The sequence below is a fragment of the Actinoplanes sp. NPDC000266 genome, assembly GCF_042899005.1.
Taxonomy (GTDB): domain Bacteria; phylum Actinomycetota; class Actinomycetes; order Mycobacteriales; family Micromonosporaceae; genus Actinoplanes.
In genome coordinates this window covers 76,798-102,785 of sequence record NZ_JBIAZI010000019.1, presented here as the reverse complement: position 1 = coordinate 102,785, position 25,988 = coordinate 76,798, and the positions used below count along the sequence as shown (strand labels likewise).

At 73.7% G+C, this 25,988-nt stretch carries 17 protein-coding genes; 7 read left to right on the top strand and 10 right to left on the bottom strand.

Annotated elements, in window-relative coordinates; translation table 11 throughout:
• Positions 1 to 3 precede the first annotated feature (3 nt).
• A complete protein-coding gene (locus tag ACFY36_RS48270) occupies positions 4 to 1,062 on the bottom strand; it encodes a pyridoxal phosphate-dependent aminotransferase (protein ID WP_499752665.1) in 1,059 nt (352 codons plus the stop codon).
• 64 nt (positions 1,063 to 1,126) lie between these two features.
• Between ACFY36_RS48270 and ACFY36_RS48265 the strand changes: the two genes are divergently transcribed.
• Positions 1,127 to 2,515, top strand: a complete 1,389-nt coding sequence (locus tag ACFY36_RS48265; RefSeq protein WP_499752664.1) for an aminotransferase-like domain-containing protein — start codon at positions 1,127 to 1,129, stop codon at positions 2,513 to 2,515.
• 872 nt (positions 2,516 to 3,387) lie between these two features.
• Here ACFY36_RS48265 and ACFY36_RS48260 read toward each other — a convergent pair.
• Complete coding sequence (locus ACFY36_RS48260) at positions 3,388 to 4,167, bottom strand: maleylpyruvate isomerase family mycothiol-dependent enzyme (protein ID WP_499752663.1); 780 nt, start codon at positions 4,165 to 4,167, stop codon at positions 3,388 to 3,390.
• A gap of 70 nt (positions 4,168 to 4,237) precedes the next feature.
• A complete protein-coding gene (locus tag ACFY36_RS48255) occupies positions 4,238 to 4,675 on the bottom strand; it encodes a hypothetical protein (protein WP_499752662.1) in 438 nt (145 codons plus the stop codon).
• Positions 4,676 to 4,818: 143 nt separating this feature from the next.
• On the opposite strand from ACFY36_RS48255, the gene ACFY36_RS48250 reads away from it, so the two are divergent.
• Positions 4,819 to 6,087, top strand: a complete 1,269-nt coding sequence (locus tag ACFY36_RS48250) for a helix-turn-helix transcriptional regulator (RefSeq protein ID WP_499752661.1) — start codon at positions 4,819 to 4,821, stop codon at positions 6,085 to 6,087.
• On the opposite strand, the gene ACFY36_RS48245 is transcribed toward ACFY36_RS48250, so the two are convergent.
• From ACFY36_RS48245 to ACFY36_RS48230, 4 genes are read right to left on the bottom strand one after another with little or no spacing between them, the layout of a single operon-like run.
• Positions 6,084 to 7,082, bottom strand: coding sequence for an FAD-dependent monooxygenase (locus ACFY36_RS48245; protein WP_499752660.1), 999 nt, complete (start codon positions 7,080 to 7,082; stop codon positions 6,084 to 6,086). The two genes, ACFY36_RS48250 and ACFY36_RS48245, sit on opposite strands and share 4 nt — an antisense overlap.
• A complete protein-coding gene (locus ACFY36_RS48240) occupies positions 7,063 to 8,277 on the bottom strand; it encodes a phenylacetate--CoA ligase family protein (protein WP_499752659.1) in 1,215 nt (404 codons plus the stop codon). Before ACFY36_RS48240 ends, ACFY36_RS48245 begins: the two co-directional genes overlap by 20 nt.
• On the bottom strand, positions 8,267 to 9,358 hold the full coding sequence (locus tag ACFY36_RS48235; RefSeq protein ID WP_499752658.1) for a 3-dehydroquinate synthase II family protein: 1,092 nt from the start codon (positions 9,356 to 9,358) through the stop codon (positions 8,267 to 8,269). The genes ACFY36_RS48240 and ACFY36_RS48235 overlap by 11 nt, the downstream gene beginning before the upstream one ends.
• Positions 9,355 to 10,146 (bottom strand): 2-amino-3,7-dideoxy-D-threo-hept-6-ulosonate synthase, encoded by a 792-nt coding sequence (locus tag ACFY36_RS48230; protein WP_499752657.1) that lies wholly within the window; start codon positions 10,144 to 10,146, stop codon positions 9,355 to 9,357. Before ACFY36_RS48230 ends, ACFY36_RS48235 begins: the two co-directional genes overlap by 4 nt.
• 232 nt (positions 10,147 to 10,378) lie before the next feature.
• Here ACFY36_RS48230 and ACFY36_RS48225 point away from each other — a divergent pair, with 232 nt between their 5' ends.
• The 4 genes from ACFY36_RS48225 to ACFY36_RS48210 all read left to right on the top strand — a co-directional run bounded on the left by ACFY36_RS48225 (position 10,379) and on the right by ACFY36_RS48210 (position 16,160).
• Positions 10,379 to 13,135, top strand: a complete 2,757-nt coding sequence (locus ACFY36_RS48225; RefSeq protein WP_499752656.1) for an AAA family ATPase — start codon at positions 10,379 to 10,381, stop codon at positions 13,133 to 13,135.
• An 80-nt stretch (positions 13,136 to 13,215) separates the two neighbouring features.
• Entirely contained in the window at positions 13,216 to 14,751 is a 1,536-nt protein-coding gene (locus ACFY36_RS48220) for an FAD-dependent monooxygenase (protein ID WP_499752655.1), read from the top strand.
• Between the two features lie 68 nt (positions 14,752 to 14,819).
• Entirely contained in the window at positions 14,820 to 15,425 is a 606-nt protein-coding gene (locus ACFY36_RS48215) for a hypothetical protein (RefSeq protein ID WP_499752654.1), read from the top strand.
• A gap of 15 nt (positions 15,426 to 15,440) precedes the next feature.
• Positions 15,441 to 16,160, top strand: a complete 720-nt coding sequence (locus ACFY36_RS48210; protein ID WP_499752653.1) for a Crp/Fnr family transcriptional regulator — start codon at positions 15,441 to 15,443, stop codon at positions 16,158 to 16,160.
• Here ACFY36_RS48210 and ACFY36_RS48205 read toward each other — a convergent pair.
• Positions 16,126 to 17,031: a pirin family protein gene (locus tag ACFY36_RS48205; protein WP_499752652.1), complete on the bottom strand. Its 906-nt coding sequence runs from the start codon at positions 17,029 to 17,031 to the stop codon at positions 16,126 to 16,128. The genes ACFY36_RS48210 and ACFY36_RS48205 overlap by 35 nt on opposite strands.
• 513 nt (positions 17,032 to 17,544) lie before the next feature.
• On the opposite strand from ACFY36_RS48205, the gene ACFY36_RS48200 reads away from it, so the two are divergent.
• Complete coding sequence (locus ACFY36_RS48200) at positions 17,545 to 24,009, top strand: hypothetical protein (RefSeq protein ID WP_499752651.1); 6,465 nt, start codon at positions 17,545 to 17,547, stop codon at positions 24,007 to 24,009.
• Here the strand turns inward: ACFY36_RS48200 and ACFY36_RS48195 are convergent.
• Together ACFY36_RS48195 and ACFY36_RS48190 are read right to left on the bottom strand one after the other, a co-directional pair.
• Complete coding sequence (locus ACFY36_RS48195; protein ID WP_499752650.1) at positions 23,993 to 25,057, bottom strand: GGDEF domain-containing protein; 1,065 nt, start codon at positions 25,055 to 25,057, stop codon at positions 23,993 to 23,995. The two genes, ACFY36_RS48200 and ACFY36_RS48195, sit on opposite strands and share 17 nt — an antisense overlap.
• A gap of 1 nt (position 25,058) precedes the next feature.
• On the bottom strand, positions 25,059 to 25,949 hold the full coding sequence (locus ACFY36_RS48190) for an EamA family transporter (RefSeq protein WP_499752649.1): 891 nt from the start codon (positions 25,947 to 25,949) through the stop codon (positions 25,059 to 25,061).
• Positions 25,950 to 25,988 lie beyond the last annotated feature (39 nt).

Sequence of the window (25,988 nt, the reverse complement as noted above, 5' to 3'; positions counted from 1 at the left end):
GCGTCAGCGTCGCCGGTCCTGGCCGCTGAGCGCGGCGGCGACATTCGACAGGGCCCGCCCCAGGTCGGGGAGGGTGAGGTGGCCGAAGCCGACGCGGACGATGTGGTCGTCCTCGCCGAACCAGGCGCCGGGGGCCACCCGGGTGTCCGCCTCGCGGAGGGTGGCGTGGAACTTCGCCACGTCCAGGCCGGCCGGCAGGCGCAGGCAGCACAGGGGGCCGCCGTCAGGGGTGACGATCTCGACCGGATTGTCGGCCGCCCAGGCCAGGAGCAGGTCCAGGGCCTCGCGCAGGAACGGGCCGCTCGTGGTGCCCCGCTGCAGGACCCGGGTGGCCAGGTGCTCGTCGATCGTGGAGCAGGCGATGGTGGTCTCGAACTTGGCCGTGCGGGCCTGCTCGTACAACTCGGGGTCGGTGGTGGTCAGCCAGCCCAGGCGCAGGCCGGGAGCACCGTGCGCCTTGGAGACCGAGGAGCACGTGACGACGGCCGGAGAGAGGGCCGCCGCCGAGGGCGGGACCGGGGCGTCGCCGTAGACGGACTCGCGGTAGGTCTCGTCGATCAGGATGCGGCAGCGGGGAGCGCGGCGGGCCACGAGGCCGGTGAGAGCTTCCAGGTCGCGTGCTTCGACGCGTACACCGGAAGGGTTTTGGGGTGAGGCCAGCGAGACCAGATCGGTGGCCGGGTCGAGCGCGGCTTCGATGCGGTCGAGGGGCAGGCGGTACGCCTCGTCGAAGCGGGCGCTGACGATGTCGACGCGGGCGCCGCGGGACTCGGGGAATGAGCGCGCGGGCGGGAAGCAGGGGCCGACGAGGAGCACGCGTTTGGCCGGCAGGAGGGACATGGCGTGGATGGCGCCCACCGTGATCAGCACGTCGTCGCTGGTCACGCCCGTGCTGTCGGCGATCAGCGTGCGCAGTGCCAGGTCGCCGCGGGTGGTGCCGTAGCCGAGCGGGAGGTCGGCCAGGCCCTTCAGGTCGTCGTCGGTGAAGCGCAGCGGCGGGCAGGTGCTCTCGGCCAGGTCGTAGCGGACTGTGCTGTCGATCAGGGCGGTCATCGCGCTCATACGACCGATCGTCGCGATCGGGGTCTCGCCAGGGGAGGGCCAATGCCCCTAGATTGGTCTGTCGATGGAACCAATCGTTGAGCGCCTGGGCCGCTGGGCCACCGGGCGCGGCGCGCTCTACCTGCTGCTCGCGGCCCGTATCCGCACCCTGATCGGCGAGGGTGAGCTGCCGCCGGGCACGCTGCTGCCGCCGGACCGGGCGCTGGCGTCGGCGCTCGCGGTGGGGCGGAGCACGGTCGTCGCCGCGTACGACCTGCTCGTGGCCGAGGGCCGCATCGTCCGCCGGCAGGGCAGCGGCACCCGGGTCGCCGGTCCGCCCTCGGGCGCCGCGCGCCCGACCACCGAGGCGCCCGCGTTCCTTCACCTGCTGGAGCCGCGCGACGGCGTACTGATGCTGGCCTGTGCCGCACCCGACGCTCCCCCGCCCGCGCTGCTGACGGCGTACACCGCGTCGATGGAAGATCTGGCGGCCATCACTGGCGACATCGGCTATCACCCGACCGGCCATCCGGCGCTGCGCAAGGCCCTCGCCGAGCGCTACAACGAACGGGGCCTGCCCACGACGCCCGATCAGATCATGGTGACCACGGGCGGCCAGCAGGCGCTGACGTTGCTGGCCAAGGCTTTGATCCGCCCCGGCGACCGGGTGATCGTGCAGGCGCCCACCTACTTCGGCGCCATCGAGGCGTTCCGCGAGGAGGCCGCCGTCCTGCGGACCGTGCCGGTCGATCTGCGGGGATTCACCAAGGTCAACCCCAGTTTGGCGTACGTCATCAGCACCTTCCACAACCCCACGGGCGCCGTCCTGCCACCGGGCGAACGGCACCGCACCGCCCAGGCCAGCTTCCCGCTGATCGACGACGAGGCCCTGGCCGACCTGGGTTTCCCGGGGCACGAACCGCCGCCGCCCCTGGCTGCCTACAACGACGAGGTCATCACGATCGGCTCCCTGAGCAAACTGATCTGGGGCGGCCTGCGCGTCGGCTGGATCCGGGCGCCGGCCGCGCTGATAGCCCGCCTGGCTCGCATGCGCACGGTCTTCGACCTGGGCGGAAACGTCCCGGCCCAGCTGGCGGCGGCCCACCTGCTCCCCCGGCTGGGCCCGGAGCTGGCCCGCTCGCCCCAGCTCCGGAAATCTCGCCACGACCACCTGAGGGACGAGCTGGCCCGGCACCTGCCGTCCTGGGAAGCCCCACCCGTCGAGGGAGGCCAGACGCTGTGGGTGCGCCTCCCGCACGGCGACGCACAGTCCTTCGCCCAGCAGTCCCTGCGCCACGGGGTGGCGGTGCTGCCCGGCCCGGGCCTCGACCCGTCGGGCGGCAGCCAGGACCGCCTGCGCCTGCATTTCCTGGCCACACCGGAAGACCTGACCGAGGCCGTACGGCGCCTGGCCGCGGCCTGGTCCACATATGATCCGAGGCCGGCCCCCTATCCACCAGCAATGGCCGTCTAGGTAAATCAACGCTCGGCCTCCTTTCCCGTGGATTAATAATGACCGGAAACACTTCTCATGTCGCCACCCCGACGCATTGCCGCAATTTTCGATTGGCATGATCCTTTCTTTGTTCTCGATCTTCGGGGTGCGGGATAATGGCTTATGACGCAGCTGGGGTTCTTCTCGAGGTCGGTTATTGCCGCTATGCGGGATTGGTCGGGGGTGCCGAGTCATTCGCCGGAGATGGTGGAGTTCCGGCGTGGTCAGGATGAGCGGCGGCAATGGGAGCTCAAACGACGCCATGCGTTGAAGTTGTGCCGGTTGCATGGTTGTTCGCGGTTGTGCGGGGAGTTGGGTCTGCATGATCCAACCGAGCGGATACCGCCGCTGATAGGGGATGACGACGTTACGAGTGTGCGGCGGCCCGTGCATCAGGAGGCTTCGGGTCTCCCGCAAGACATGCCACCCGCCGCGGCTGTCCGCCCCACGGAGAATCCGGTCGAGGTCGGGGCCAGTGTGCGAGTCGAGCCGGCAGTCCAGGCCGAGGAAGTAACGCGGGCAGAACCGGCGGGCCAGGGCCAAGAACCGGCGGTCCAGGCCGAGGCGGCCGTGCAGCCGGAGTCCACGGCCCAGGCCGAGGTCATCTCGCGAGTGGAGTCCATCGGACACGGCGAATCTCGGTGCCTCGCCGTGGACCTCCGCCGTCGGCGTCCGCGCCGGCCAGGATCGCACGGCGCGGGCGGACGCCGCACGCGTGCGGCGTCACCGGCATCTGTGGCATCACGGAATCGTCGGCGACCCCCGAGCCGCGACCGTGGCGATCCTTGCGGCACCTGAAGCATTGCCTCGGCCGCCTCGTTGGATGAATCGCTGAGCGGCGCGTCCGGGGATCAATCGGCTACGTGGGCGGTGTTGTCAATCCAGTGCGTGGCCAGGGCCCTGTCGCCGGTGATTTTCATTTCGGTGGCCTGGGTCATTGTGAGGCGGCGGGTCATGGTCAGCAGCAGCTGGCCGGCCGGGGCGGACACTGTCACGTCGGCCGGGTGGTTCGCGGGCTCCCACGTGGCGCCGGAAGGGTCGCGCTTGATGAACCAGGCCGCCTCGATGTCGGTGGCCTGCCACTGCAGGCTCTGGCCGGTGCCTCTCAGGGCTTGGGCGGACTCGGGGCGCCGCGCCTCCCACGTGGGGGACGTGAGCATCGCCAAGTGGTTGGTGATGAGGGCGGCGGCGATGTCGGCCTCCACGTCGGGCCGGTGGCCGGCTGCGTTGGCGGCGTCGGCGCCGTGGACCACTGACTCGTTGAGCATGCTGGACAGCCAGAACTCTGTGCCAGAGCGCTCGTCGCCGGCCGCGTTGAAGATCGGGACGTCGAGGGCCAGGGCCTTTGTCACCCGGTCGGCCGATTCGGCCAGCCACGCCGGCCACTCGGCGGGGGCGCCCGGGAGCTCGGCCATCTCGGTGGGGAGCTTTGTGGGGTCGGTGACTCGCTGGTCGACGATGTCGGCCACCCAGTGCTGGGTCTGGCCTATGTGGGCTACCAGGTCGGTGACGGTCCACTCGGGGGCGGTCGGCACGGGGGCTCCGGGGCCTGCCTTGACGGCCGAGGCGGCCAGGCGGTTGGTGTGGTCGACGATGGCTTGACGGGCACGTTCGGGGGTCAGCTCGGACATGGGATCGGCCTCTCAGGGAATCGCTGTTTTCTGGCTGACTCCGCGAGGCGCTCGAACTCATCGGTCTCGGTCAGAAACGGCCGTCCGAGGTGAACGGGCCCACCTTCGACGGGAGGGTCAAGCCGGCGATCGACAGGGCGGTCAGCAGGTCCAGCAGCTCGCGGCGGGTCAGGGCGCCAGGCGTCGCGGGCTCGGGATGGGGCACGTCCAGGGCCCGGGCGGCTTCCACGGCCCGGGTGGCGATGGCGGCCTCGATCGCCCACAGGCGGTGGGCCCGCATGGCCAGGTGGGCCGACGCCGTCAGCTCGCTGTGCAGGCGGAGCAGGCGGCGGAGGTCGGCCGCCAGCTGCTGGATGGGCGGGCCCATCGGCTGCGGCGGTGGCGGGTGGAGGACGCGCCAGCGGTCCGCCACGGCGCCGCACCATCGTGGGGCGTAGACCACCGCGGCGCCGATCAAAGTGGGGGCGGCGACTATCAGCGCCAGCTTTCCCAGGTCGAGGGCGGACACGTTTCGACGATCCGCCCGGGGCGGGGTGAGCGTCAAGGCGATAACAGTCAGCGCGAAATGTGTTGGAAGGACGACTCTCGATCTGCGGGGAACGCGCTACTTCTAGCGGGTTTCCGGAAGCTCGGGGCCCCACCATCGTGGCTATGGAACTTCCGCTGATCGGCCGCGACGGTGAGATCGAGCGTTTCGCGGCCCTGCTGCGCCGGGCCGCGCCGGGACGTCCCACGGTTCTGATACTCGACGGGCCGCCGGAGATCGGGTGCGGCCGTCTCCTGCGGGAGCTCGCGGTGGCCGGGCGGCGCCTCGGCGCGGCCGTGGCCACCTCGCCCGACCGGATCGTGCTGGTGCGCGACCGGGAGGCGCTGCGGCCGGGCACGGCCGACCCGCACTTCCCCGAACGGCTCGCCGCGTCGGCGCCCGTGCTGGTGGTCACGGCGCGGCAGCCCGTGCTCGCGACCACGCCGGCCGAGGTGCACCGGGTGGTGCTGGCCCCGCTCGGGCGGGCCGACGTCCGGCGGCTGATCGCGGCCCGGCTGGGCGGCCCGCCCGGCGACCGCCTGCTCGACCTGGCCCGGGTCGCGGCGGGCCGCCCGGGCGCGATCCTCGACCTGATCGCCGGCCTGCACGAGGAGAGGCTGATCGGAAGGCCGCACGACGAAAGGCTGACCGCGGGGCCACGCGAGCGAAGGCCGCGCGAGCAAGGGCTGCGTGAACAAACGCCAAGCGAGCAAAGGCCGCGCGAGGAAAGGCCGCACGCCGGGACGCGTGAGGAAGGGCTGATCGACGTCCTGCCGGGGCGGCTGCCCGAGCGGACCCGGGCGCGGCTCGCCCACCGCGTGGCCACCCTGTCGGCGTCGGCTCGGCATCTGGTTCAGGCGGCGACGGCCGTACGGTCGCCGGTCTCGCCGGCCCGGCTCAGTGAGCTGCTCGGTGGCAGCGTCGTCGCGCTTCTGCCGGACGTCGAGGAGGCGCTCGACTCGGGGCTGCTCGTGCCCGCCGGTGACGCGCTGGCGTTCAGCCACGAGCTGGTGCGGGCGGTCGTCGAGGCGTCGATGCCGCATGCCGTGGTCGCGGCGCTGCGGCACGAGCAGGGGCACCATCGGCCGCGCGTGGCCCGGCCACCGGCCGGCGCCGGATCCGCTGCGGCGACCCGGGCCGTGGCGCCGCATCCGCGGACGAGCCCGCGCACCGCCGACTGGAGTCTGCTCAGCGAGCGGGAGCTGGAGATCGCCGAGCTGGTCGGGCTGGCCCTGACCAACCAGCAGATCGCCAGCCGGCTCGGCCGCTCGCCGCACACCGTGAACTATCACCTGCGGCAGATCTTCCGGAAGTTCGGGCTCGCGTCGCGGGTGGAGCTGGTCTCGCTGCTCCGCCTGCGGGAGCAGCCGGAGTTGCGCGCCGACGCCGGCTAGGGCCCCGGACGGTACAGCCAGTCGAGGGCCCCGGCCGGCGCCGCCGCCAGCTCCCGGTCGCGCCGCCGCTGGTCCGGGCCGTCGGGCAGGTGATAGGAGACCAGGCCCGCGCGGGACATCGCGAACACCTTCCCGACCCGGGGACGGCGCGCCGCCTCGAAACGGGCGAAGGCGTCCGGGTGGCGCAGACACTGGGCCAGCGCGACCGCGTCCTCGATGGCCTGCCCCGCGCCCTGCGCCACGAACGGCAGCATCGGATGGGCCGCGTCGCCGATCAGGACAACCCGGCCACTGTGCCAACGCGGCATCGGCGCCCGGTCCCGCAAGGAATGCGCGACGAAACCACCGCCGGCCACCAGGCGGCGGGGCTCGGCATGCCACTCGGCGAAGCCGTCTTCGAGCCCCGCGCCGTCGTCGGGGACCACCGCCACCACGTTGACGCCCGTGCCGATCGGGTAGGCGACCAGGTGGCGGTCAGGTCCCAGCCACACCACCACCCGGTCGAGGTCCGCGGGCACGACCGCCCGGTACGCCAAGTAGCCGCTCTCCCGGGGCGGATCGCCGGCGATGGCGGTCCGGACCGCCGAGTTCAGGCCGTCGGCGCCGATCACCACATCGGCGTCCAGGTCACCGGCCGAGCACACCGGCGCGCCGAGGCGGACGGTGGTGGTGGCCAGCGCGGCGATCAGGTCGCCCCGCCGCATCGTGCAGTACGGGGTGACGTACCGCTGAAGGCCGATCCTGGAGATCACCGAGTCGTCGCGCCAGCGGCGCAGCTCCCGGTAGGCCGGCCGCGCCGCCGACGCGAACATACGCTCGTCCAGCAGGGCGGCCGCGTTGGGCGAGATCTGGATGCCGTACCCCTCGTACGGGAGAGCCGCCTGCCGTTCGTACACCGTGACGCGGGAGAAGCCCTCCCGCCGCAGGGCGGCGGCGGCCGCGAGGCCACCGACCCCCGCGCCGACGACGGCGATGTCAGTAGTAGCGCAGCGCACGGTCCCAGTCCTCACCCGAGGCGAACACGCTGCGCGGCTTCATGATCTCCGGAGGCGCGGTCAGCGCCGCCACCGGCACGAGCGTCCCTGGCGGCACCGCCTCGACCAGCGCCTCCGCCGGAAGAGCGGCCGTCAGATCACGAACTGCCGCGTACCGGTAGCGGGCGGGCACCTCGATCTGGACGTACAACCCCCGCTCGGACTGACGGGCGCGCCAGAACATCACCCCGTACGAGATCGGCAGCCGGAACACCGCCTCCTCGAGCTCGCCCTGGAGATGTCCGCGCCCCAGCACCCGGACGACCGGCAGCTCCGAGCCGCACGGGCATTCGCCGTGGGCGACCTCCACCCGGTCGCCGATGTGATAGCGCAGCAGCGGCATCGCCTCGCGGGCCAGCATCGTCACGACCAGCTCCCCGGCGCCGTCCGCCGCGCAACGGCCGGTCGTGGGGTCGTACACCTCGAAAATGGCCCGATCGGCCCAGAGATGAAGCCGCCCGTGCGGGCATTCGCCCGCGAGGCCGCCGGTCTCGCTCGAGCCGTACTCCTGCACGACCGGCACCCGCCAGATCTCCGAGATCCTTCGCCGCCGGGCCGGTCCCAGCGGCTCACCCGCCACCAGCATCGCCCGCAGCGCCGGGAACCCGCGCAGGCCCGCCTGAGCGGCCGCCGCCGCCCACAGCAGCGTGTCGGTCGGGAGGGACCAGGTCAGGGTGACGTCCAGGTCGTGCATCAACTTCACGACCTTGCTGTACGGCGTGGCGAGCGACCGGTTGTCGGCGGGAACCACGGTCGCCCCGCGGGCCAGCGCCGCCGCGTGCGCGACGTGCCCGGTCAGCATGAGGGCGTACGGCGTACGGACCATGAACGTGTCGTCCGGCTCGATGCCGACCCGCACCCGCGCGTACCGCTCGATCAGGTCCTCCCAGTCACCCTTCGTGTAGTAGGAGGCCGTCGGCGTTCCCGTGGTCCCGCTCGACTCGTGATAGGTCGCCAGCCGCGACCGGTCCACCGCGAGCATCCCGAACGGATAGGCGTCGCGCAGGTCCGCCTTGGTGGTCAGCGGATAGGCGGCCAGCTCGGACCGGTTCGCCGGCACCCCGTCGCGCCGCGTGCGGTAGAACGGCGACCTCGCCGCCGCCGCCAGCGTGGCCGGCAGCAGCGAGTCCTGGATCTTCAGCAGGTCAGAGCTCATGGCACAGCTCGTCGATCGGGTAGCCCACGTGCCGTTCCCGGCCGGGCAGATAGCCGAGGACCTCGTCGCCCGGTTTCAGCTCGGTGGAGTTGAGCACCGCGCCGCCCGGCCCGAGCACCCGCACGTGCCAGTCGTCCTGCACGATCAGGTTGACCCGCTCGCCGGTGGGCGCCACCGCCTCGATGGACAGCAGCGGCCGGGTCTCGATCTTCACCCGGCCCACCGTCACCGGCCGGGTGCGGCCGTCGGCCCGTACGGCCAGGACCGTCGCCCCCGCCTCGAGCTCGCACAGATAGCGGGTGCGCTCGTGGTCGGCCAGCGTGTACGACATGATCGCCCCGGCGTTGACCCGGAACGGGCGCATCGGCATGTACGGCAGCGGGTGCGTCTCGCTGACACAGAGGATCAGCCCTTGCGAGCGGGAGCCGACCAGGATCCCCTCGTCCTGGTTGAGATAGGAGCACGTGTCCACGCAGGCCCGCTCGCCCGAGCCGCTGTGCCGCACGCCGGTGACGGTCAGGGTGACCAGGTCGATCTCGGGCGAGCTGCGCCGCACCACCTCGGTGAGCTTGGTGGCGTCGCCGGGCCCGCCCGGGCGCAGCAGCACGCCGTCGGGACCGCGTTCGAGCACGGTCAGGTGGACCGAGGCCTCGTCGATGTCGCCGACCTCGGTGATGATGCGGCCCAGCGAGCCGTCGGCCGCGGCCAGCACGATCTCGAGCGGGATGTGGGTGGGGTCGTGGAAGCGCAGCACCGTGATCTCGTCGGTCCGCACCCGCTCGCAGGCCAGGTCGAGACTGGCGGCGTCGGTGACGTCGACCCGGCTCCCGAACCGCACACCCGGGCGGTCCTGATGCCGGGTGGGATCGGTCAGCACGAGGTCGGCGTTGCCGAGGTCGCCGGGCAGGCCGGCGCCGGCCACGGCCAGCACCCGGGTGACGGTCGGCGGCAGATCGGCCAGGTCGGCCGGATCGTCCGCCACGATCGCCTCGAAACGCAGGTGGACCGCCTCCTCGGCCGCCTCGCGCCGCCACGGCCCGGCCCCGCGCAGGTCCAGCCAGCATTCGCGTCCCCGGCTCATCGGGCCACCGCCGGAGTCCGGTCGTGCACGACGGCGGCCAGCCGGCGCAGCATGGCGCCCGGGTCGGCCGCCGTGAACACGAGCCGTCCCACCGCCACCCCGGCCGCGCCCGCGCGCATCGCCGCGGCCATCCGGCCCAGCGTCGCGTCCCCGGCCGGATCGGGCGCTCCCCCGGCCGCCAGCACCGGCACCGCCGCCCCCGAGATGATCCGGGCCGCCGCCACCGGGTCGTCCGGCAGCGCGGTCTTGACCAGGTCGGCGCCCATCTCGGCGGCGACCGCCACGGCGTGCGCGACCAGCTCGGGCGAACGGCCGTCGCGGACCGCGGGCCCGCGCACGTACATCATCGCCAGCAGCGGCAGCGACCACCGGTCGCACTCCCCGGCCACGGCGGCCAGGTGGGCGATCTGCGCCGCCTCGGTGCGCGAGGCCGCGTTGACGTGCACGCTGACCGCGTCGGCGCCGAGCCGCAGCGCCTCCTCGACGGAGGCCACCGGATATTTCGCGTCCGGGTCGGCCGCCATGCGGGTGCTCGCGTTCAGCTGCACGATCAGCGACAGGTCGTGGAACCGGGCCGGCCGGATCCGGCGGGCGGCGCCCTTGTGGACCACCACCCCGTCCGCGCCGTGCTCGGCCAGCTGGGCGACGAGCGCGTCCAGGTCGCCGTCGGAGCGCAGCGGGCCGGCGCCGACCGCGTGGTCGAGCGGCACCAGCAGGAGGCCGGAGCCACCCCGGCGGCCGAGGTGCCCCAGCCTCAGCCGCCGCCCGAAGGATTCGTTTCCGTACATCGCGGAACCCCCCTGATCAGGTTTTTCTGACGCCCGGAAGCTATCGGCGGCCGGTCGCGGCCCGACACTGCTCGACCGGGTGGCACCCCGGCGGGTGCGGCGAAATCGCAGGTCGGCTCGCTTCGTGGCCATTGACCTAGCCGAATGGGTAGTTGACCCGCGACGGGTACCCGCGCCCGATGCGCCGGGCACCGCTTCGTGGTACGTATGAGGCGCGATGAGGACCCCCGACATGATCCGGCGACTGGTCGGCCGGGAAGCCGAGGTCGAGTCGCTGACCCGGCTCATGGACGACACCGCGGCCGGCGCCGGCGGCTGCCACGTGGTGACCGGCGCCCCCGGCATCGGCAAATCGGCGCTGCTGCACGCGGCGGCCCGGCTGGCCGCCGAGCGCGGCATCGCGGTCGCCGCCCGCGAGGCGTTCCGGCTCGACCAGGCGGCGCCGCTGGTCACCCTGGCCGGCGCGCTGCGCGAGTGCCGGCCCCCGTCACCCGCGTTCGCCTGGCTGACCCGGCAGGAGCCGGCCGACCCGCTGCGCGCGCTCCAGCGGCTGCGGGCGTCGCTGGAGGAGGCGGCCGGCGAGCGGCCCCTGCTGATCGTCATCGACGACGCGCAGTGGATGGACGAGCTGAGCGCGCTCGCCGTCCGCGAGCTGATCCCGGCCCTGGCCTCCTCACCGGTGCGCTGGCTGTTCGCGCACCGGCCGCCGTCACCCGACGACGGCGAGACCCCCGGTCACCAGCTCATGAGCTGGTTGCGGCGCGAGGGCGTACGGCCGGCGCGTCTCGGTCTTCTGAATGAGAAGGCCATCGCCGAGCTCAGCGAGGACGTGGTCGGCGCCGAGGTCGACAACACCGTGGTGGCGCTCGCCGCCTCGTGCCTGGGCAATCCGCTAAAGACCGAGCAGCTGCTCAAGGCCCTGGTCGCGACCCGGCAGCTGGTGGTGGCCGACGACGTCGGCTCGGTGGTCGGCGACGACCTGCCGTCCAGCTTCGTCGACTCGGTGCGGGAGAACGTCGAGACGCTGCCCGACCAGGCGGCCTGGCTGCTGCGCTCGGCGTCGGTGCTGGCCCGCCCGTTCACCTTCGACGAGGCGGCCCGGCTGACCGGGCACAAGCCGGTCGAGCTCTATCCGCTGATCGACGAGGTGATGCCCGACTTCCTGGTCGAGGACGCCGGCGGCGGCCTGGCCTTCGCACACGACCTGGTCCGGCAGGCTGTCTACAACACCCTGCCCCGCACCATGCGCGAGCAGCTGCACCGCGAGGCGGCCACGCTCGACCGGCCGGCCCTGGAGGTGGCCGAACACCAGCTGCGCAGCGGCCGTTCCGGCGCGGCCGGCGCGGTCCACATGGTCCGTTCGATGGCCCGCGAGATCGCCCGGGTCGCGCCCGGCGCCGCGGCCGACGTCATGCTGCGCGCGCTGGCCGCGGCCGAGCCGGGCGATCCGGGCCGGCCCGCGCTGATCGCCGACACCGTCGGGCTGCTCGCCGCCGCGGCGCGCCTCGGCGAGGCCCGCGAGCTGGGTGGTGAGGCGCTCGGCGCCGGCCTCGACGCCGAGACCGAGGCGCTGCTGCTGCTCGGCCTGGCCGAGGCCTGCAAGCACGGCGGCCTCAACGAGATGACCGTCCGGTACGCCGATCAGGCGCTGCGGCACGCGGGCATCTCGCTCTCCGTTCAAGCCCGGCTTCATGCCGTACGGGCCCACGCGCTCTGCTATCTCGGTGAGCTGGCCCGGGCCGACGAGTCCGGCGCCCGCTCCGACGAGCTCGGCCGGCGCGGCGGGGCGTACGGGGCCGCGGTGTTCGGCCTGGCCGGGCGCAGCCTGGTCGCCTTCACCGAGGGACGGCTCGGCGATTCCCTGGCCCACGCGCGCGCCGCGACCGCGCTGGCCGACGAGGCGGGCGGCGAGGCGGCCCAGCGCCATCCGCGCATCTGGCTCGGCGGGGCGCTGACCGTGCTCGACGAGTTCGACGAGGCCGAGCAGGTCATCCGCGACGGGCGCCGCGAGTCCGACCGCTCCGGCTCGTCCTGGGCCGAGCCTCTCTGGCATTACTTCCAGACCTCTCTGCTGTACGCCCGTGGGCGCCTCGAGGAGGCGGCGGTCGAGGCCGAGTCGGGCCTCACGGTGGCCGAACGGCACAACGCCCACGCCCTGGCCATGCCGCTGCTGGGCATGCTCATGCGGATCTCCGTGCTCCGCGGCGACCTGCGGGCGGCGCAGGACCACCTCGACCATGTACGCCGGTTGGCCGACGGCGGCGTGACGGCCGTGCCCGAGGACGTGCTGTGGGCCGAGGCCGTGCTGATGGACGCCCGCGGCGACACCCCGGCCGCGTTCGCCCTGCTCGGCGACTTCTACCGGGAGCTGCCCGAGCGGCCCGCCCTGCTCGCCAACGACCCGGCGGCGGCGGCCGGACTGGTCCGCATCGCCCGCGAGGCCGGCCACCCGGACGAGGCCGCCACCGCCGTGCGGGCGGCCGAGCGGCTGGCCGCACGCAACCCCGGCTCGCGCGCGGCCGCGGCCGCCGCCGACCACGCCGGCGGTGTCCTGACCGGAAGCCTGGACAAACTCCTGGCCGCGGCCGGCCGGTACCGCGAGGTCGGCCGGCCGCTCGCCCTGGCCGCCGCGCTCGAGGACGCCGCGATGCTGGCGCCCTCCCCCGACCGGGCCTGGTGCGAGGAGGCGCTGGCCCTGCTGACCGCGGCCGGCGCCGACCGGGCCCGCCGCCGCATCGAGGACATGCTCGGCACGTGGGTGGCCCCGGCGCCGGCCGAGACCTGCCTCCCCCAGCTCACCCCGGCCGAGCGCAAGGTGGCGCTCGAGGTCGGCAAGGGCAGCACGAACATCACGATCGCGGAGACCCTCTTCATCTCCCGGCACACCGTGGACGCGCATCTGCGCAACATCTTCACCAAGCTCGGCATCCGGCGGCGGGTCGAGCTCGCCACCCTCGTCGCCCAGGAGTGCGGCGCCCGAACCACGTGAACACGTGATGTACGGACGACCCGTGCGGCCGAGGATGGCGGTGTAACCCGCCCATCACCCCCACCGCCAAGGGGACGCCGATGCCGACAGCCGCGTTCCGGACGCCGGTGCTCGTGGCCGGAGCCGGTGTCACCGGCTCGCTCACCGCACTGGAGCTGGCCCACCACGGTGTGCCCAGCATGGTCGTGGAGCGCTCCGGCGGTCCACCCCGGATCCTCGAGCCGTTGCTGGTCAACGGGCGCAACATGGAGCTGCTGCGCCGGCTCGGCCTGTCCGGCGGCCTGCGCCCGGCCGGCGTCGACCCGGACGGCCCGGTCGACGTGGTCTGGGCCCGCGGCGTCGACCGGGAGCCGCTGCTGGTGTGGCGGCTGCCCTCGGTCACCGAGCTGCGCGGCTCGTACGCGGCCTCCGCCGACGGCACCGACCCGATCGAGCCGTACCTGCTGATCGCGGGCTCCCGGCTGGCCGGGCGGCTGCGCCGGGCCCTGGACCACCCGCTGATCGACCTGCGCTCGCGCTGGACGCTCACCGACCTGCGCAGCGAGCAGGACTGCGTGGTCGCCACCGCGATCGACGCCGAGTCCGGCAAGCGGCACGTGATCGAGGCCGCCTACCTGGCCGGATGCGACGGCGCGGGCAGCACGGTGCGCCGCTGCGCCGGCCTGGAGATGGAGGAGCTGGGCACGGCCGCGACCTATCTGACCGTGGCCTTCCGCAGCCCCGAGGTGGCGGCCCGATGGCCGCATCCGTCGGCGGTGATCACCGGCGGCAGCACCCTGCTGACCGGGCACGACGGCGACCTCTGCGTCGCACACCTGCCGCTGGCCGAGGGCGACGAGGCCGCCGTGGCCGACCCGGCCGGGCTGCTCGCGCGGCGGCTCGGGCTGCCCGGCGAGCCGCCGGAGATCTGCGGGGTCGTGCAGCGGGCGGGCACCCCGTCGGTCGCCCGCGCCTATCGCCGTGGCCGCGTCTTCCTGGCCGGGCAGGCCGCCCACCAGGCCGAACCGCCCGGCAACGACGTCGACACGTGCATCGGCGACGCCGTCGACCTGGGCTGGCGGCTGGCCGCGGCCGTGCACGGCTGGGCCGGCGAGCATCTGCTGGCCGGCTATCAGGCCGAGCGCCGCCGGCAGGCCCTGCTCGACCGGGAGCTGGGCCGCCGGGCGGGACAGACCCGCAGCCGGTTCCAGCGGCTGGTGGCCTCGGGCGCCGACCGGGAGGTGCTCGTGGAGATCCTGCGGCAGGAGGCGCCGCAGGTCGACGCGGCCGGCACCGGCCCGGCCGGCATGACCGGTGCTCCCGGGTTCCGCCCGCCCGCCTTCCGGCTGGCCGGCGGGGAGCAGTTCTTCGACCGCCTCGGCCCGCAGCTCACCCTGGTCGACCTCACCGACGACCAGGGCGGCTGGCCGCTGATCACGGCGGCCAGGGCCCGGGGCGTGCCGATACGGCACCTGCCGATGGCCGGGGCGCCGATGCCGGCCGCGTGGTGCGGGCGGCTCGTGCTGATCCGGCCCGACCAGCAGGTGGCCTGGCGCGCCGACGGGCCGCCGCCCGACTGCGACGGCGTGCTCGACGAAGTGACGGGCGTACGACACCAGTTATACGAGAACGCGTGATGCGAGGGCCGGATCACTCCGGCGACGCTCGACATCTCCCAGCGGATCAGGGATGGGACAGAGGGACGATGTCAACAACGATCATCGACGACCTGGGGCAGACCACAATCGCCGGCTGGTACACCCGGCTCGCCGACAACCCCTGCCCCCGGCGCAACCACTGGCAGACGAAAATCATCTACTACGAGGCCGTGGCCGAGCTCCTGGCCGGCCGGCCGGAACGCCCGCTGACCTGGAAGACGATCGTCGGCGCGGCCCGCCCGCGCGGCTGCCGCAGCACGTTCTACGAGGTCACCGGCGTGCGCGCCCGGCACGCCATGGTCGGCGAGCTGATCGCCGAGGGCAGCATGCGCTCCATCGAGATCGCCATGCGCTATCAGCGGCCCGACCCGGTCGAGCAGCTCATCGACGAGACGAAGGTGTGGTCGTTCTGGCCGTACCGCCAGCATTTCGCCGAGCGCGCCTCCGACCCGGGCGACTCGCCCGAGCCGGTGCTGCCCTCGCTGCGCGAGGCGCTGCTGGCCTGGGCCGGCCTGCACCCGGCGCTGGCCGCCGCCAACTCCTATCGCCCGCCCGCCTGCGCGGTCGAGGACCTGGCCGTGCTGCACCGGGGACGGCTGGCCGCCACCCGGGCCGAGAGCCGGCTGACAGAGGTTCTCCGCCACGCCTGGTGAGGCCATTATGGACTCATGGCCGACCGGTTCCCGAGGCGCACCGGCACATGGCCGCCCGGCACGTTCCTGGGCGGCCTCGCGCCGGCCGCCGCCGACGAGCTGCTCGGCCTGAGCGCGCGGCACCGCTACGAGAGCGGCCGGCCGATCCTGCGCGAGGGGGCCCTCGGGTCGCACGTGGTGGTCCTCGAGAGCGGCTTCGTCAAGGTGACCACGGCCGACTTCGGGACGCTGCTCGGCATCCGGCTGCCCGGCGAACTGGTCGGCGAGATCGGCGCCCTGACCGGCAGCCCCCGCAACGCGACGGTCACCGCCTGCGGCACCGTCCACGCGGGCGTGGTCACCAAGGCTGCCTTCGAGGACTTCCTGCGCCGCCACCCGGCGGCCTCGACACTGGTCATGGCGATGATCGCGCGCCAGCTGACCTGGGCCAACCGGCGGCGCAGCGACTTCACGGCGTTCCCGGCGCCGGTCCGGCTGGCCCGCCTGCTGGTCGAGATCGCCGAGACGTGCGGGCGGGACCGGCCCGGCGGCGGCGTCGAGATCGCGGTGCCGCTGAGCCGCCCCGAGCTGGCCGCGATGATCGCGGCCTCGCGGGCGACGGTGCAGAACGCCGTGCAGGAGCTGCGGACGGCCGGGCTGATCGCCACCGCCTATCGGCGGATCGTCGTGCTCGACCTCGCGGCGCTCGCGGCCTTTCCCACTATCGCGTGCGGCCCCGGGGAACCAGGCGCGTGATCGGCATCGGCGGGGACGGCAGGGGCTCGCCGTCGTAGCCGCGCACCTCGCCGAAGCGGGGCGTGCGGTCGGCCCAGTCGGCGCGCATCTGCACGATCTCGTCGTGGTCGCGGGCGACGAAGTTCCACCACATCACCAGGCGCTCCTCGAAGGGCTCACCGCCGAGCAGGAGCAGGCGCGACGCCGACGACGTGGCCAGTGGCAGTGACCGGCGGCCCTCACCGGCGTACAGCAATGGGCCTGGCTTGAGGGTTGTCGCGTCGACCGTGGGAGCGCCGTCGAGGGTGAGGAGCGCGTATTCGAAGGTGGGATCGAGGGGCAGGTCGATCTCGGTCCCGGCCTCGAGGGTGAGCTCGGCCCCGATCAAAGGCGTGTGAGTGGCGGCCGGAGAGGTCACGCCCTCGAAGGAGCCCATGAGGACGGTCGCGGTGAGACCGTCGCGGGAGACGACGGGAAGGTCGGCGTGGTGGGCGAAGGCCGGGGCCATGTCCCGTACGGAGGAGGGCAGCGCGACCCAGAGCTGCACGCCGTGCAGGATCGGCGAGTGGACAGCCGGGGTCTCCTCGGAGTGGGCGATGCCGCGGCCGGCGGTCATCAGATTGAGCTGGCCGGGGCGGATCTCCTGCACCGAGCCGAGGATGTCGCGGTGGAGCACCTCGCCCTGGAGCAGCCAGGTGACGGTCTGCAGGCCGGTGTGCGGATGAGGGGCGACACGCATGCCGGGCCCGCCGGAGATGTCGACCGGGCCGTACGCGTCGAGGAAGCACCAGGCGCCGACCATGCGGCGGCCTTTGGCGGGCAGCAGGCGGGTGACGGCGAAGCCGCGGGGGCCGCCGAGCGCTACGGGTGTGCCTTCGAGCAGTTCGCTCATGGACCGAGTTTAAATGCGTGACGGCGGTGGGGCGCGCTCCCACCGCCGTCACTCCCGGCCACGCCGCGCAAAAGTTCCCTCACACCGTCATGGGGGGCAAGTCGGTGTGAGAGCCCTGGGTCAGCGCGGTGGCGACCGTTGGAAACGGGGGCGTGGTCGCCGGCCGGGGAGTTGGAGGTCCGTCTGTGTTGCTCCTCCACCGTGACATTCCGTAGCACCAAGATCCGTGGAAAGCCATCGTGGCCTTCGCCACTTTGTTACCTGTGGGTAGCTCTAAAGGGGTCCTCAATACGTGTTTAAGAATGACTTAAGTTGAGCGATCTCCTTTGAACCACATCGCGAGGTTCTCCGTACTCTCCCTCGACGAACCACGCCCCGAGCCTCGGGGAGCGCTCCCGGGGGCGGTAGCGCTGTTCGCAAATCCGTGGTTAACCTTCCACATCCACCGCGTGGGAGGGGACGATCCGGGCACGCGTGACAGACGGGGGGCAGCATGCCGCGAGGGGTCGCCTCATGAGTTTCGAGGACGACGAATATTGGGACGAGGAGTACTCCGAATACTCCCTCGTTCCGAACGCGGCTGTGGTTCAAGAGCGTCCCTTCGTACGCCGGACCGGCCCCGAGCCGGTCATCCCGACCAAGCGCGCCGGCGAGGACGGCACGCCGGTCGACGAGCTGGCGGCCCGCCGCCAGCGCCGGGCGGGCGGCAGCGCCTTCGACACCAAGCGGCCGAGCTGGCTCGACGACCCGGAGTTCTCCCCGGTCGACACGTCCCAGCCCAACCTGGCCGGCGACGACTTCGACGACGTCGACTTCAACCGCCCCGAGCTGGGCGCCGACTTCGAGAACCCGGAGTTCCCGATCGCCGACGGCGGCGCCCGCCGGCGCGAGACGGCGCTGCACGACGACATCGACGAGCCGTTCGACCACCGCGACCTGGTGGCCTACGGCCACGGTCCGGAGCCGGGCGCCGTGACGGTCGGCTGGGACGAGGACTACGAGGAGCCGGCGGCCGAGCGCCGCCCCGGAAGCCGCTGGCGGCGGCTGGCGGGGAAGGCGAGCTCCAAGGCCGCTCCGGCGGACGGCCGCAAGAGGGGCCGGGCCCGGCCTGCGGGGGAGCCCGCTGACCGGCCCGCGTCTGACCGGCCCGCGTCTGACCGGCCCGCGTCTGACCGGCCCGTCTCCGATCGCACCGTTTCGGATCGGCCCGCCTCCGACCGGCCTGCTTCTGGCCAGCCCGCTTCTGGTCGGCCGGCTTCTGGCCAGCCCGCTTCTGGTCGGCCTGCTTCTGGCCGGCCCGCTCCTGGCCGCGGTGATGGCGCGCCGGTCGATCGCGGGACGGCCTCGCCCTACCCGGACCCGCGCGGCCCCGGCGGGGATCGGCGCGGACCGGCCCCGCGCCCGGCCCCGCCGGGCGACATGCGGCCCGCGGCCAGCGGACGTGCCCGCGTGCCGGAAGCGCCCGGCGACCCGATGGACCTTTACCGCCGCCCCGACCAGGAGCGCCCACGGCGCGCCCCAGACGATCACCGTCCCCGCCCCGCGGACTCCTTCGAGGACGACCGGCGCCGCTCTTACGACTCGTACGACGAGCGCTACACCCCCGGCTTCCCCACCGACGAACGTGGGCGCCGCACCGGCGAGCGCACCGCCATGATCTGGGACGAGCCGCCGCGCCGCGACGACGACCCGCGCGACCGCCGCCGCTCCCCCGAGGACGACTACCGCGGCCCTTCCCGCCGTCGCGGCGACCGTGTCAGCTACGACCTCGACGCCCGTTTCGAGCTCGACGAGCGCTACCCCGCCGACCAGTACCCGGCCGACGACCCGCGCGACCAGCGCCGCCGCCCCGCCGACTACAACGACCGCCGCCAGTCCCCCGCCTACGACGACCGCCGGGCCACCGCCTACGACGACCGCCAGGCCCCCGATTACGACCGCAGTCGGCCTCCCGTCTACGACGACCGCGGCCACGCTGCCGTATACGACGACCGCGGCCACGCTGCCGTATACGACGACCGCGGCCACGCTGCCGTATACGACGACCGCGACCAGGCTGCCGTATACGACGACCGGGGCCAGGCTGCCGTATACGAGGACCGCGACCAGGTCTCGGGTTACGACGACCGCGGCCAGGCGGCTTTCTACGATCAGGCGCCGGACCGCTTCCCAGCCGAGATCCACGACGAGCGGCGCCCGGCCGACGCGTACGACGAGCGGCGCCCGGCCGACGCGTACGAGGGTCGCCGTCCCGACGCGTACGACGAGCGCCGCCCCTGGCCCGCCGACCGCGACCCGCTGGACGAGCGCTGGCCGGTCGAGGCCGCCGACGCCCAGACCTGGGCCACGGACGAGCCCGCCGCCCGGCCCCCGCGCACCATCGACGGCGAGATCCTCGACGAGCGCCCCGCCCGCACGATCGACGGCGAGATCGTCGCCGAACGCCACCGGCCCACCGCCGAGCCGACCCCGGAGCCCGAGCAGCAGGAGGCTTCCCGCGTCCCGGCCACAGCCGCGACCGCCGACCTGCGGCCCACCGAGCAGGACGAGCCCCAGCCCGTCCCCGCCCAGCCCGTCCCCGCCCAGCCCGTCCCCGCCCAGGCTGTCCCGGCCCAGGCTGTCCCGGCCCAGCCCGAGCCGGCACCGCACCGGCCGGAGCCCGGGGCCCAGGCGCCCAGCGACGACCCGGCCTCGACCGAGCAGGACGAGGCCCCACGAGTCATCAGCAAGGCAGCCCCGCCCACGCCCCCGAAGGTGATCGGCAAGGAAGCACCGCCGCCCACCCCGCGCGTGGTCAAGGCCGACCCACCCACGGCCCCTCGCGTCGTAGGCACCCACGCCCCGACCCCCGCCGCGCGTGTAGTCACCCCCGCCCCCGCTGCCCCGCCGCCCCCGCCGGCCCACGCACAGCCCACCGCCCCCCAGCAGCCCGCGGCCTCCCACCAGGTGCCCGCAGCCGCCCAGCCGCAGAACCACCAGCAGCCTGCCGCCGCCCAGCAGCCAAATCACCAGCAGCCTGCCGCCGCCCAGCAGCCAAATCACCAGCAGCCCGCGGCAGCCCAGCAGCAGAACCACCAGCAACCCACGGCCACCCAACCGCCGAACCATCAGCAACCGACGGCTGCGCAGGCCGGGGCCCACGCTCGACCCGAAGCCGGCCGGCCGGCGCCGGACACGCGGCAGACGACCGTCCAGCAGCCTCCTACGGTTGCCGCAGCTCCGCCGACCGCCCAGCCGCACACGGGCCGCGCCGCAGCCGAGACCAGCGGCCCTTCGTCGCCGCAGCCGAACGTGGACAGCGCCAGGCCCAACGCCACCGGGCCGACGCCGAACTCCGCGACAGTTCCGACGCAGCCCGTGCGCCCCACCGACCACAGCGCCGACGGCTCGCACGGCCAGCGCGACTCACACAGTCCGCTTCCTCCGCTCCAGGCTCCCCCGACTCCGGGCCAGGCCGCTTCCGCTCAGCCCGCCGCCCAGAACCGGCCCGCCGGTGGCGGTTCCCCCGCAACCACGAACCCCCGCCTGGGCACCCCGCCACAGCACCAAGCCGGCGGCGGCTCCCCCGCAACCACGAACTCCCGCCTGGGCATCCCACCGCGGCAAGGCGGCTCCCCCGCAACCACGAACCCTCGGCTGGGCATCCCGCCGCAGCAGCAGGGTGGCGGTTCGCCCGCGACCACGAACTCCCGCCTGGGCCTCCCGCCGCAGGACGGTTCGGGCGCGCCTTTCGACGGCGCCCGGGGCTACAGCTCGCAGGACCACCGTCCTCGCCGAAGCCCGCGGACCGCCCACGTCACTCTGTCGGAGTCCGACGGGCCGTGGTCGATGGTCGCCGACCAGGCTCCCCCGCCCTCCCTGCCGACGACCGGCCTCACGCCGCCGATCTCCCCCGCGGCCCCACGCCCGTCGTCCGACCACCTCCACCCGGCACCGCCGGCCGCCCCGGCGGCCTCGTTCCCCGGCGCCGCACAAAATCCGCAGGCCCCGGCTCCCCAAAGCCGCGCCCCGCAGACTCATCCCGCTCCTGGCGCGGTCCCGCAGGCCTACGCCGGTCCCGGACCGGTCCCGCAAGCTCACTCCGCCCCCGGCGCCGTCCCGCCGGCTTACGCTGGTCCCGGCGCAGTCCCACAAGCTCACTCCGCCCCCAGCGCTGCCCCGCAGGCCTACGCTGGTCCCGGTCCGGTGCCGCCGCCGTACCCGGCGACCGTGCCCAATGCCGCGCCGCAGCAACAGCCCCAGCGCGACGTGTCGGAGCAGTCTCACAGCGGTTCGCCCGAGCAGGCCCGGCCGGTGCATGGCGTTACCGAGCCGAGGACGGCCCACCCGTCGCAAGGTGTCCCGCAGCAGCAGGCCGCGCCTCAGCAGACGGGCGCTCCGCGGCAGCCCGCTGACGCACCGCGAACCATGCCCGGCGCTCTGCCGGTCCAGTCACCTCAGCCTCAGACGCGGCCGCAGGAAGGGGCGCCGCAGGCCTACAGCCAGCCCAGTCCCGCGCCACGGCACGGGCCCGCGTCTTCGAACTCGAGCACCGCCGGCCCTCAGAACTACGCCCAGCCCGCCGCCACTCCGCACCCGCAACAGGGTCCGGCCACGCAACAGAGCCCACCACAGCAGCGGCCCGCCACACAGCAGGGCGCACCGCAGCAGGGCGCGCCGCAGCAGAGCCCGGCTACGCAAAGCGGCGCACCGCAGCACGCCGCGCCGCAGCAGGGTCCGGCCACGCAGCGCGCTGTACACCAACAAGACCCGGCCACCCAGCACGGCGCGCACCGGCCGGGAGCGGCCCGCGACGCCGGGCAGTTCCAGGGGCAGCCCGGCGAAACCTCGCAAACTGGGGCACCAGCCGGGGCCTCGCCCTGGGCACCGCCGAACACCACGCCGCCGTCAGCGAGGCCTCAAGGGTTTGCGGACACGCCCGTGCCTGGTGGCCCTATCGCGCCGACGTCCGCGCCGCCCGGTATCGGGGATCAGCCGGTGGACCATCGGCTCGGGTCGCCGGGTGCGCCGAGCGGTCCGCTGCCGTCCGTTCCGAGTACGCCCGCCGCGTGGCCTCCGCCGCCGTCCTCCTACGCCCAGAGTCCCGCCAGGTCCGGCCAACCGGTGCCCGGTCAGACAGGGCCGGGTCAGACGCCACCCGGCCACGCAGCGCAGAGCAACGCGGCGACCGGTCAGGCGGCTCAAAGCCAGGCAGCGCCCAGCCAGGCCACTCCAGGCCAGACGGCGCCCAGCCACACGGCGCCCAGCCCCACGGCGCCCAGCCCCACGGCGCCCAGCCACACGGCGCCCAGCCACACGGCGCCCAGCCACACGGCGCCCAGCCACACGGCGCCCAGCCACACGGCGCCCAGCCACACGGCGCACGGTCAGACGGCGCACGGTCAGACGGCGCATGCTCAGACGGCGCCGGGCCAGGCGACACCTGACCACGCGGCGCCCGGTCAGACGGCCCACGCATCCGGTCAGACGGCCCACGCACCCGGTCAGACGGGCCGCGCAACCGGCGAAACGGCTCCTGCGGCGCACGGTCAGGACCCGAGCGGTCACGCGGTCGACGACCAGACCATGACGGGGTCTCAAGCGCCCATGCCCTCGGCCCGGCCCGGGTCGCTCGATGATGCGCGGCCGGTTTCGGGTGGGGACGGCACTCCTCGGCCCACCTCGCTCGCTTCGGCGCCGGTCAGTGCCCCCGCCTCCGGGCAGTCCGGTGCGCCGGGTGAAACCGGGGCGGCCGTACGGGCCGTTCCCGCGCCGCGGACGCCTTCCGACGGGCCCCCTCCGCAGTGGCCCAGCGCTGGGCGGCGGCCGGATCCGGCCGCCGCCGAGCACACCGCTCAGCATGCCGGGCCCGATCAAGCCGCGACGCCGGGTGAGCAGCGTCTCGGGGCGCACGCCGCGCCGTACATGGATCCGGACGGCACGCTGCACAACCTGCGGCCCATCGCCCGGCTCGAGGTCTCGGGGCCCGACACGCAGCCCGCACGGCCCGCCGACACTGATTTCGGTGGCATGTGGTTCACCTCCAAGGCCGAACCCGAAGATGAGCCGGCCGACCAGAGCGAACAGCCGAAGCGCACCACCACCGACGGCGTCGTCATCGACCTTGACGTCACCGGTCTCTTCCGCGCCATGGCCCTGGCCAACGGCCCCGACGCCGCCGCGCCGGCCGAGGTGGAAGAGGACACCACCGACGGTCCTTCGACCATGGACGCCGAGGCTGTTCGGCGGCGGATCGAGCAGCGCATGCTCGCCGAGGCCGCTGAGCGGCCGCGTGAAGCCGAACCCGAGCCCGAGCCCGAGCGGCCCAGCCTGTCCGCGGCCGATCTCGAGGCGATTCGCTGGCGGCTCGACGGCGGGACCCTCCGGGAGGTCGTCGAGGACCGGGAAGCTCTGCGGGAGCTCGGCGAGAAGCTCGACGGGCCGCTCGCCGACGAGGTCGACAACGTCGCCAAGGCCGGCCTGCTCAGCGTCCGGGCCGAGGTCTACCGCCTGCTCGGCGAGCTGGGCATGGCCGCCGCGGCCAGCCGGCTCGCTCTGGCGCACGCCGAGTCGGCCCGGGACGTGCAGTCGATGGTGATCGCGCAGGCCGAGCTGGCGCACATCCTGCGGCTGCGGCGTGACTTCAAGGAGGCCGACCGCCTCTTCGCCAAGGCCACCTCCGACGACGTGCCCGAGCTCCTGCGCAGCGTCGTTCACGAGAACGCCGGCCGCAGCTGCTACGACCAGGGCCGTCACATGGAAGCTTTGGACCATTTCGCCAAGGCCGTACGTCTCGGGAAGCCGGACGACAGTGAGCTGGCCGCCCGCATCGGCGTCTGCCTGGAGGCCGTCTACATCCATGTCCTGCGCGACGGCTGGGGACCGTATCCGCGCAGCCGTGAGGACATCCTCGGGGTCCAGGCTCCACCAGAGCCCGCACAACAGAACGACGCCTTCGACGAGCCCACCGCCGAGCAGCTCATCATCCGTAAGAGCTGATCGACGACGGCTTCACCCGGTCCACGTTCTGCCGGGCCGCCGCCGGGTGGGCCATGGCCGTCCGGCCCCGGCCGCCCGTTTTGGCCTCGTACAGCGCCGTGTCCGAGGCTTTGATCAGCTCGTCGCCGGTTTCGGCGTGGTCGGGCAGCAGCGCGATGCCGATGCTCAGGCCGGGCGCCCCGCCGGGCAGGCCGGTGTCGTCCAGGGCCGCCCGCGCGTCGTCGGCCGCGCGCCGGGCCGCCATCCGGTCCGTGCGGAGCAGCACCATGAACTCGTCGCCGCCGAGCCTGGCCACCACGTCGTCGGGACCTGTCGCCGTACCACACAAAGCCTTTGCCACCTGCTGGAGCGCGCGATCGCCGACCGCGTGCCCCCAGGTGTCGTTGATCTTCTTGAAGTAGTCGATGTCGACCGTGAGCAGGGCGAGCGGGCTGTCGGTGCGATGGGACCAGGCGACCGCGCGGGCGATCTCGCTGTCGAAGGAGCGGCGGTTGGCGACGCCGGTCAGCGGATCGGCCAGGGCCTGCGTCTCCAGCACCTCGCGCAGCGTGTCGTTGCGCCGGCGCAGGCTGTAGACGACGACCATGGTCAACCCGAACGCCACGGTCAGCGAGAACGCGTCGGAGATCGCGTGCCCGATCTCCAGCACCCGGAACGCCACCGAGGCGTGGGCCAGGGAGATCGCGGCCAGGGTGACGCCCATGAGCCGGCGGCTGAGGAAGTTGGCCGAGTAGAGCACCGGCCACAGGTAGAACAGCTGGGCGCCGGTGCTGGCGTCGTTCGAGAGCTGGTTGAGGGTCGTGATCAGCGCGGTCGCGAAGAACGGCGCGATCAGCCACCAGGCGTGCGGGACCTTCTCGGGCCGGCGCAGGCACATCAGGCCGCCGGCGACCAGGAACGCGCAGATGGTGACGGTGGCGATGACCCAGCCGAGCGGCCGGGAGCTGGGCAGGATGATGCCGGTGACGAAGTTGGCGGGCGCGGCCGCCAGCATCAAATACGCGACACTCCGGGCAGCGCCCGATTTGTCGCGGATCCGAAACGGCAACTCACGTCCTCCTCGTGTCCCCTGACTTTTCGGCGAGGACCACCTGTTCCTGAGCCTTCTCCCGCCCGGCCAGCGTCACCCCGGCGCTGGCCAGTGTCACCAACACCAACGCTACGATCTCGGCGCCACCCAGCCGCTGACCGAGAATGATCAGCCCGGCCACGGCCGCCGCGGCCGGCTCGAGGCTCATCAGGATCCCGAAGACCTGCGTCGGGATCTTGCGGAGGGCGTGGATCTCCAGGCCATAGGAGAGTACGGACGAGAGCAGCGCCACCGCGGTCGCGGCGATCAGCAGCGACGGGTGGTCGATCACCGCCGCCGCGCCCTCGCCGCCGAACGGCAGGGCGATCAGCGCCGCGACCGACAACGACACCGTGAGCCCGCCGGCGCCGGGCACGAGCCCGCCCAGGCGGGCGCTGCCCACGATGTATCCGGCCCAGAACAGCCCGGCCAGGAAGGCCAGGAGCAGCCCGGTGACCGGGGCCGAGCCGCCGCTGTCCAGGCCGAGCAGCAGCACACCACCGGCCGCCATCAGGGCCCACAGCAGGTCGAGCAGCCGCCGGGTCTGCACGAGGGCGAGCAGCAGCGGCCCGAGGAACTCGACCGTGACCGCGATGCCCAGCGGCACCGTGCGGATCGCCTGGTAGAAGATCAGGTTCATGCCGGCCATGACCACGCCGAGCAGCGCGGCCGCCATCCAGGCCGACCGGCTCCACGACCGGATCCGGGGCCGGGTCACCAGGGCGAAGATCACCGCGGCCAGGGCCAGCCGCAGGAACGTCACCCCGTTCGCGCCCAGGTCGTCGAAGAGCCCGTGCGCGATCGAGCTGCCCACCTGCACCGAGGCGATCGCCGTGATGACCAGCAGCGGCGCCGGTGGTTCCCGTCTCATGGGCCTCAGCTTTCCCGACACCTCCGACAGAAAAGCGGC

Coding starts and splice junctions, on each gene's coding strand:
- ACFY36_RS48240 (WP_499752659.1), bottom strand. CDS start 8,277: ATGAGCTCTGACCTGCTGAAGATCCAGGACTCGCTGCTGCCGGCCACG.
- ACFY36_RS48200 (WP_499752651.1), top strand. CDS start 17,545: ATGAGTTTCGAGGACGACGAATATTGGGACGAGGAGTACTCCGAATAC.
- ACFY36_RS48250 (WP_499752661.1), top strand. CDS start 4,819: ATGGAACTTCCGCTGATCGGCCGCGACGGTGAGATCGAGCGTTTCGCG.
- ACFY36_RS48210 (WP_499752653.1), top strand. CDS start 15,441: ATGGCCGACCGGTTCCCGAGGCGCACCGGCACATGGCCGCCCGGCACG.
- ACFY36_RS48190 (WP_499752649.1), bottom strand. CDS start 25,949: ATGAGACGGGAACCACCGGCGCCGCTGCTGGTCATCACGGCGATCGCC.
- ACFY36_RS48230 (WP_499752657.1), bottom strand. CDS start 10,146: ATGTACGGAAACGAATCCTTCGGGCGGCGGCTGAGGCTGGGGCACCTC.
- ACFY36_RS48215 (WP_499752654.1), top strand. CDS start 14,820: ATGTCAACAACGATCATCGACGACCTGGGGCAGACCACAATCGCCGGC.
- ACFY36_RS48260 (WP_499752663.1), bottom strand. CDS start 4,167: ATGTCCGAGCTGACCCCCGAACGTGCCCGTCAAGCCATCGTCGACCAC.
- ACFY36_RS48205 (WP_499752652.1), bottom strand. CDS start 17,031: ATGAGCGAACTGCTCGAAGGCACACCCGTAGCGCTCGGCGGCCCCCGC.
- ACFY36_RS48270 (WP_499752665.1), bottom strand. CDS start 1,062: ATGAGCGCGATGACCGCCCTGATCGACAGCACAGTCCGCTACGACCTG.
- ACFY36_RS48220 (WP_499752655.1), top strand. CDS start 13,216: ATGCCGACAGCCGCGTTCCGGACGCCGGTGCTCGTGGCCGGAGCCGGT.
- ACFY36_RS48235 (WP_499752658.1), bottom strand. CDS start 9,358: ATGAGCCGGGGACGCGAATGCTGGCTGGACCTGCGCGGGGCCGGGCCG.
- ACFY36_RS48225 (WP_499752656.1), top strand. CDS start 10,379: ATGATCCGGCGACTGGTCGGCCGGGAAGCCGAGGTCGAGTCGCTGACC.
- ACFY36_RS48265 (WP_499752664.1), top strand. CDS start 1,127: ATGGAACCAATCGTTGAGCGCCTGGGCCGCTGGGCCACCGGGCGCGGC.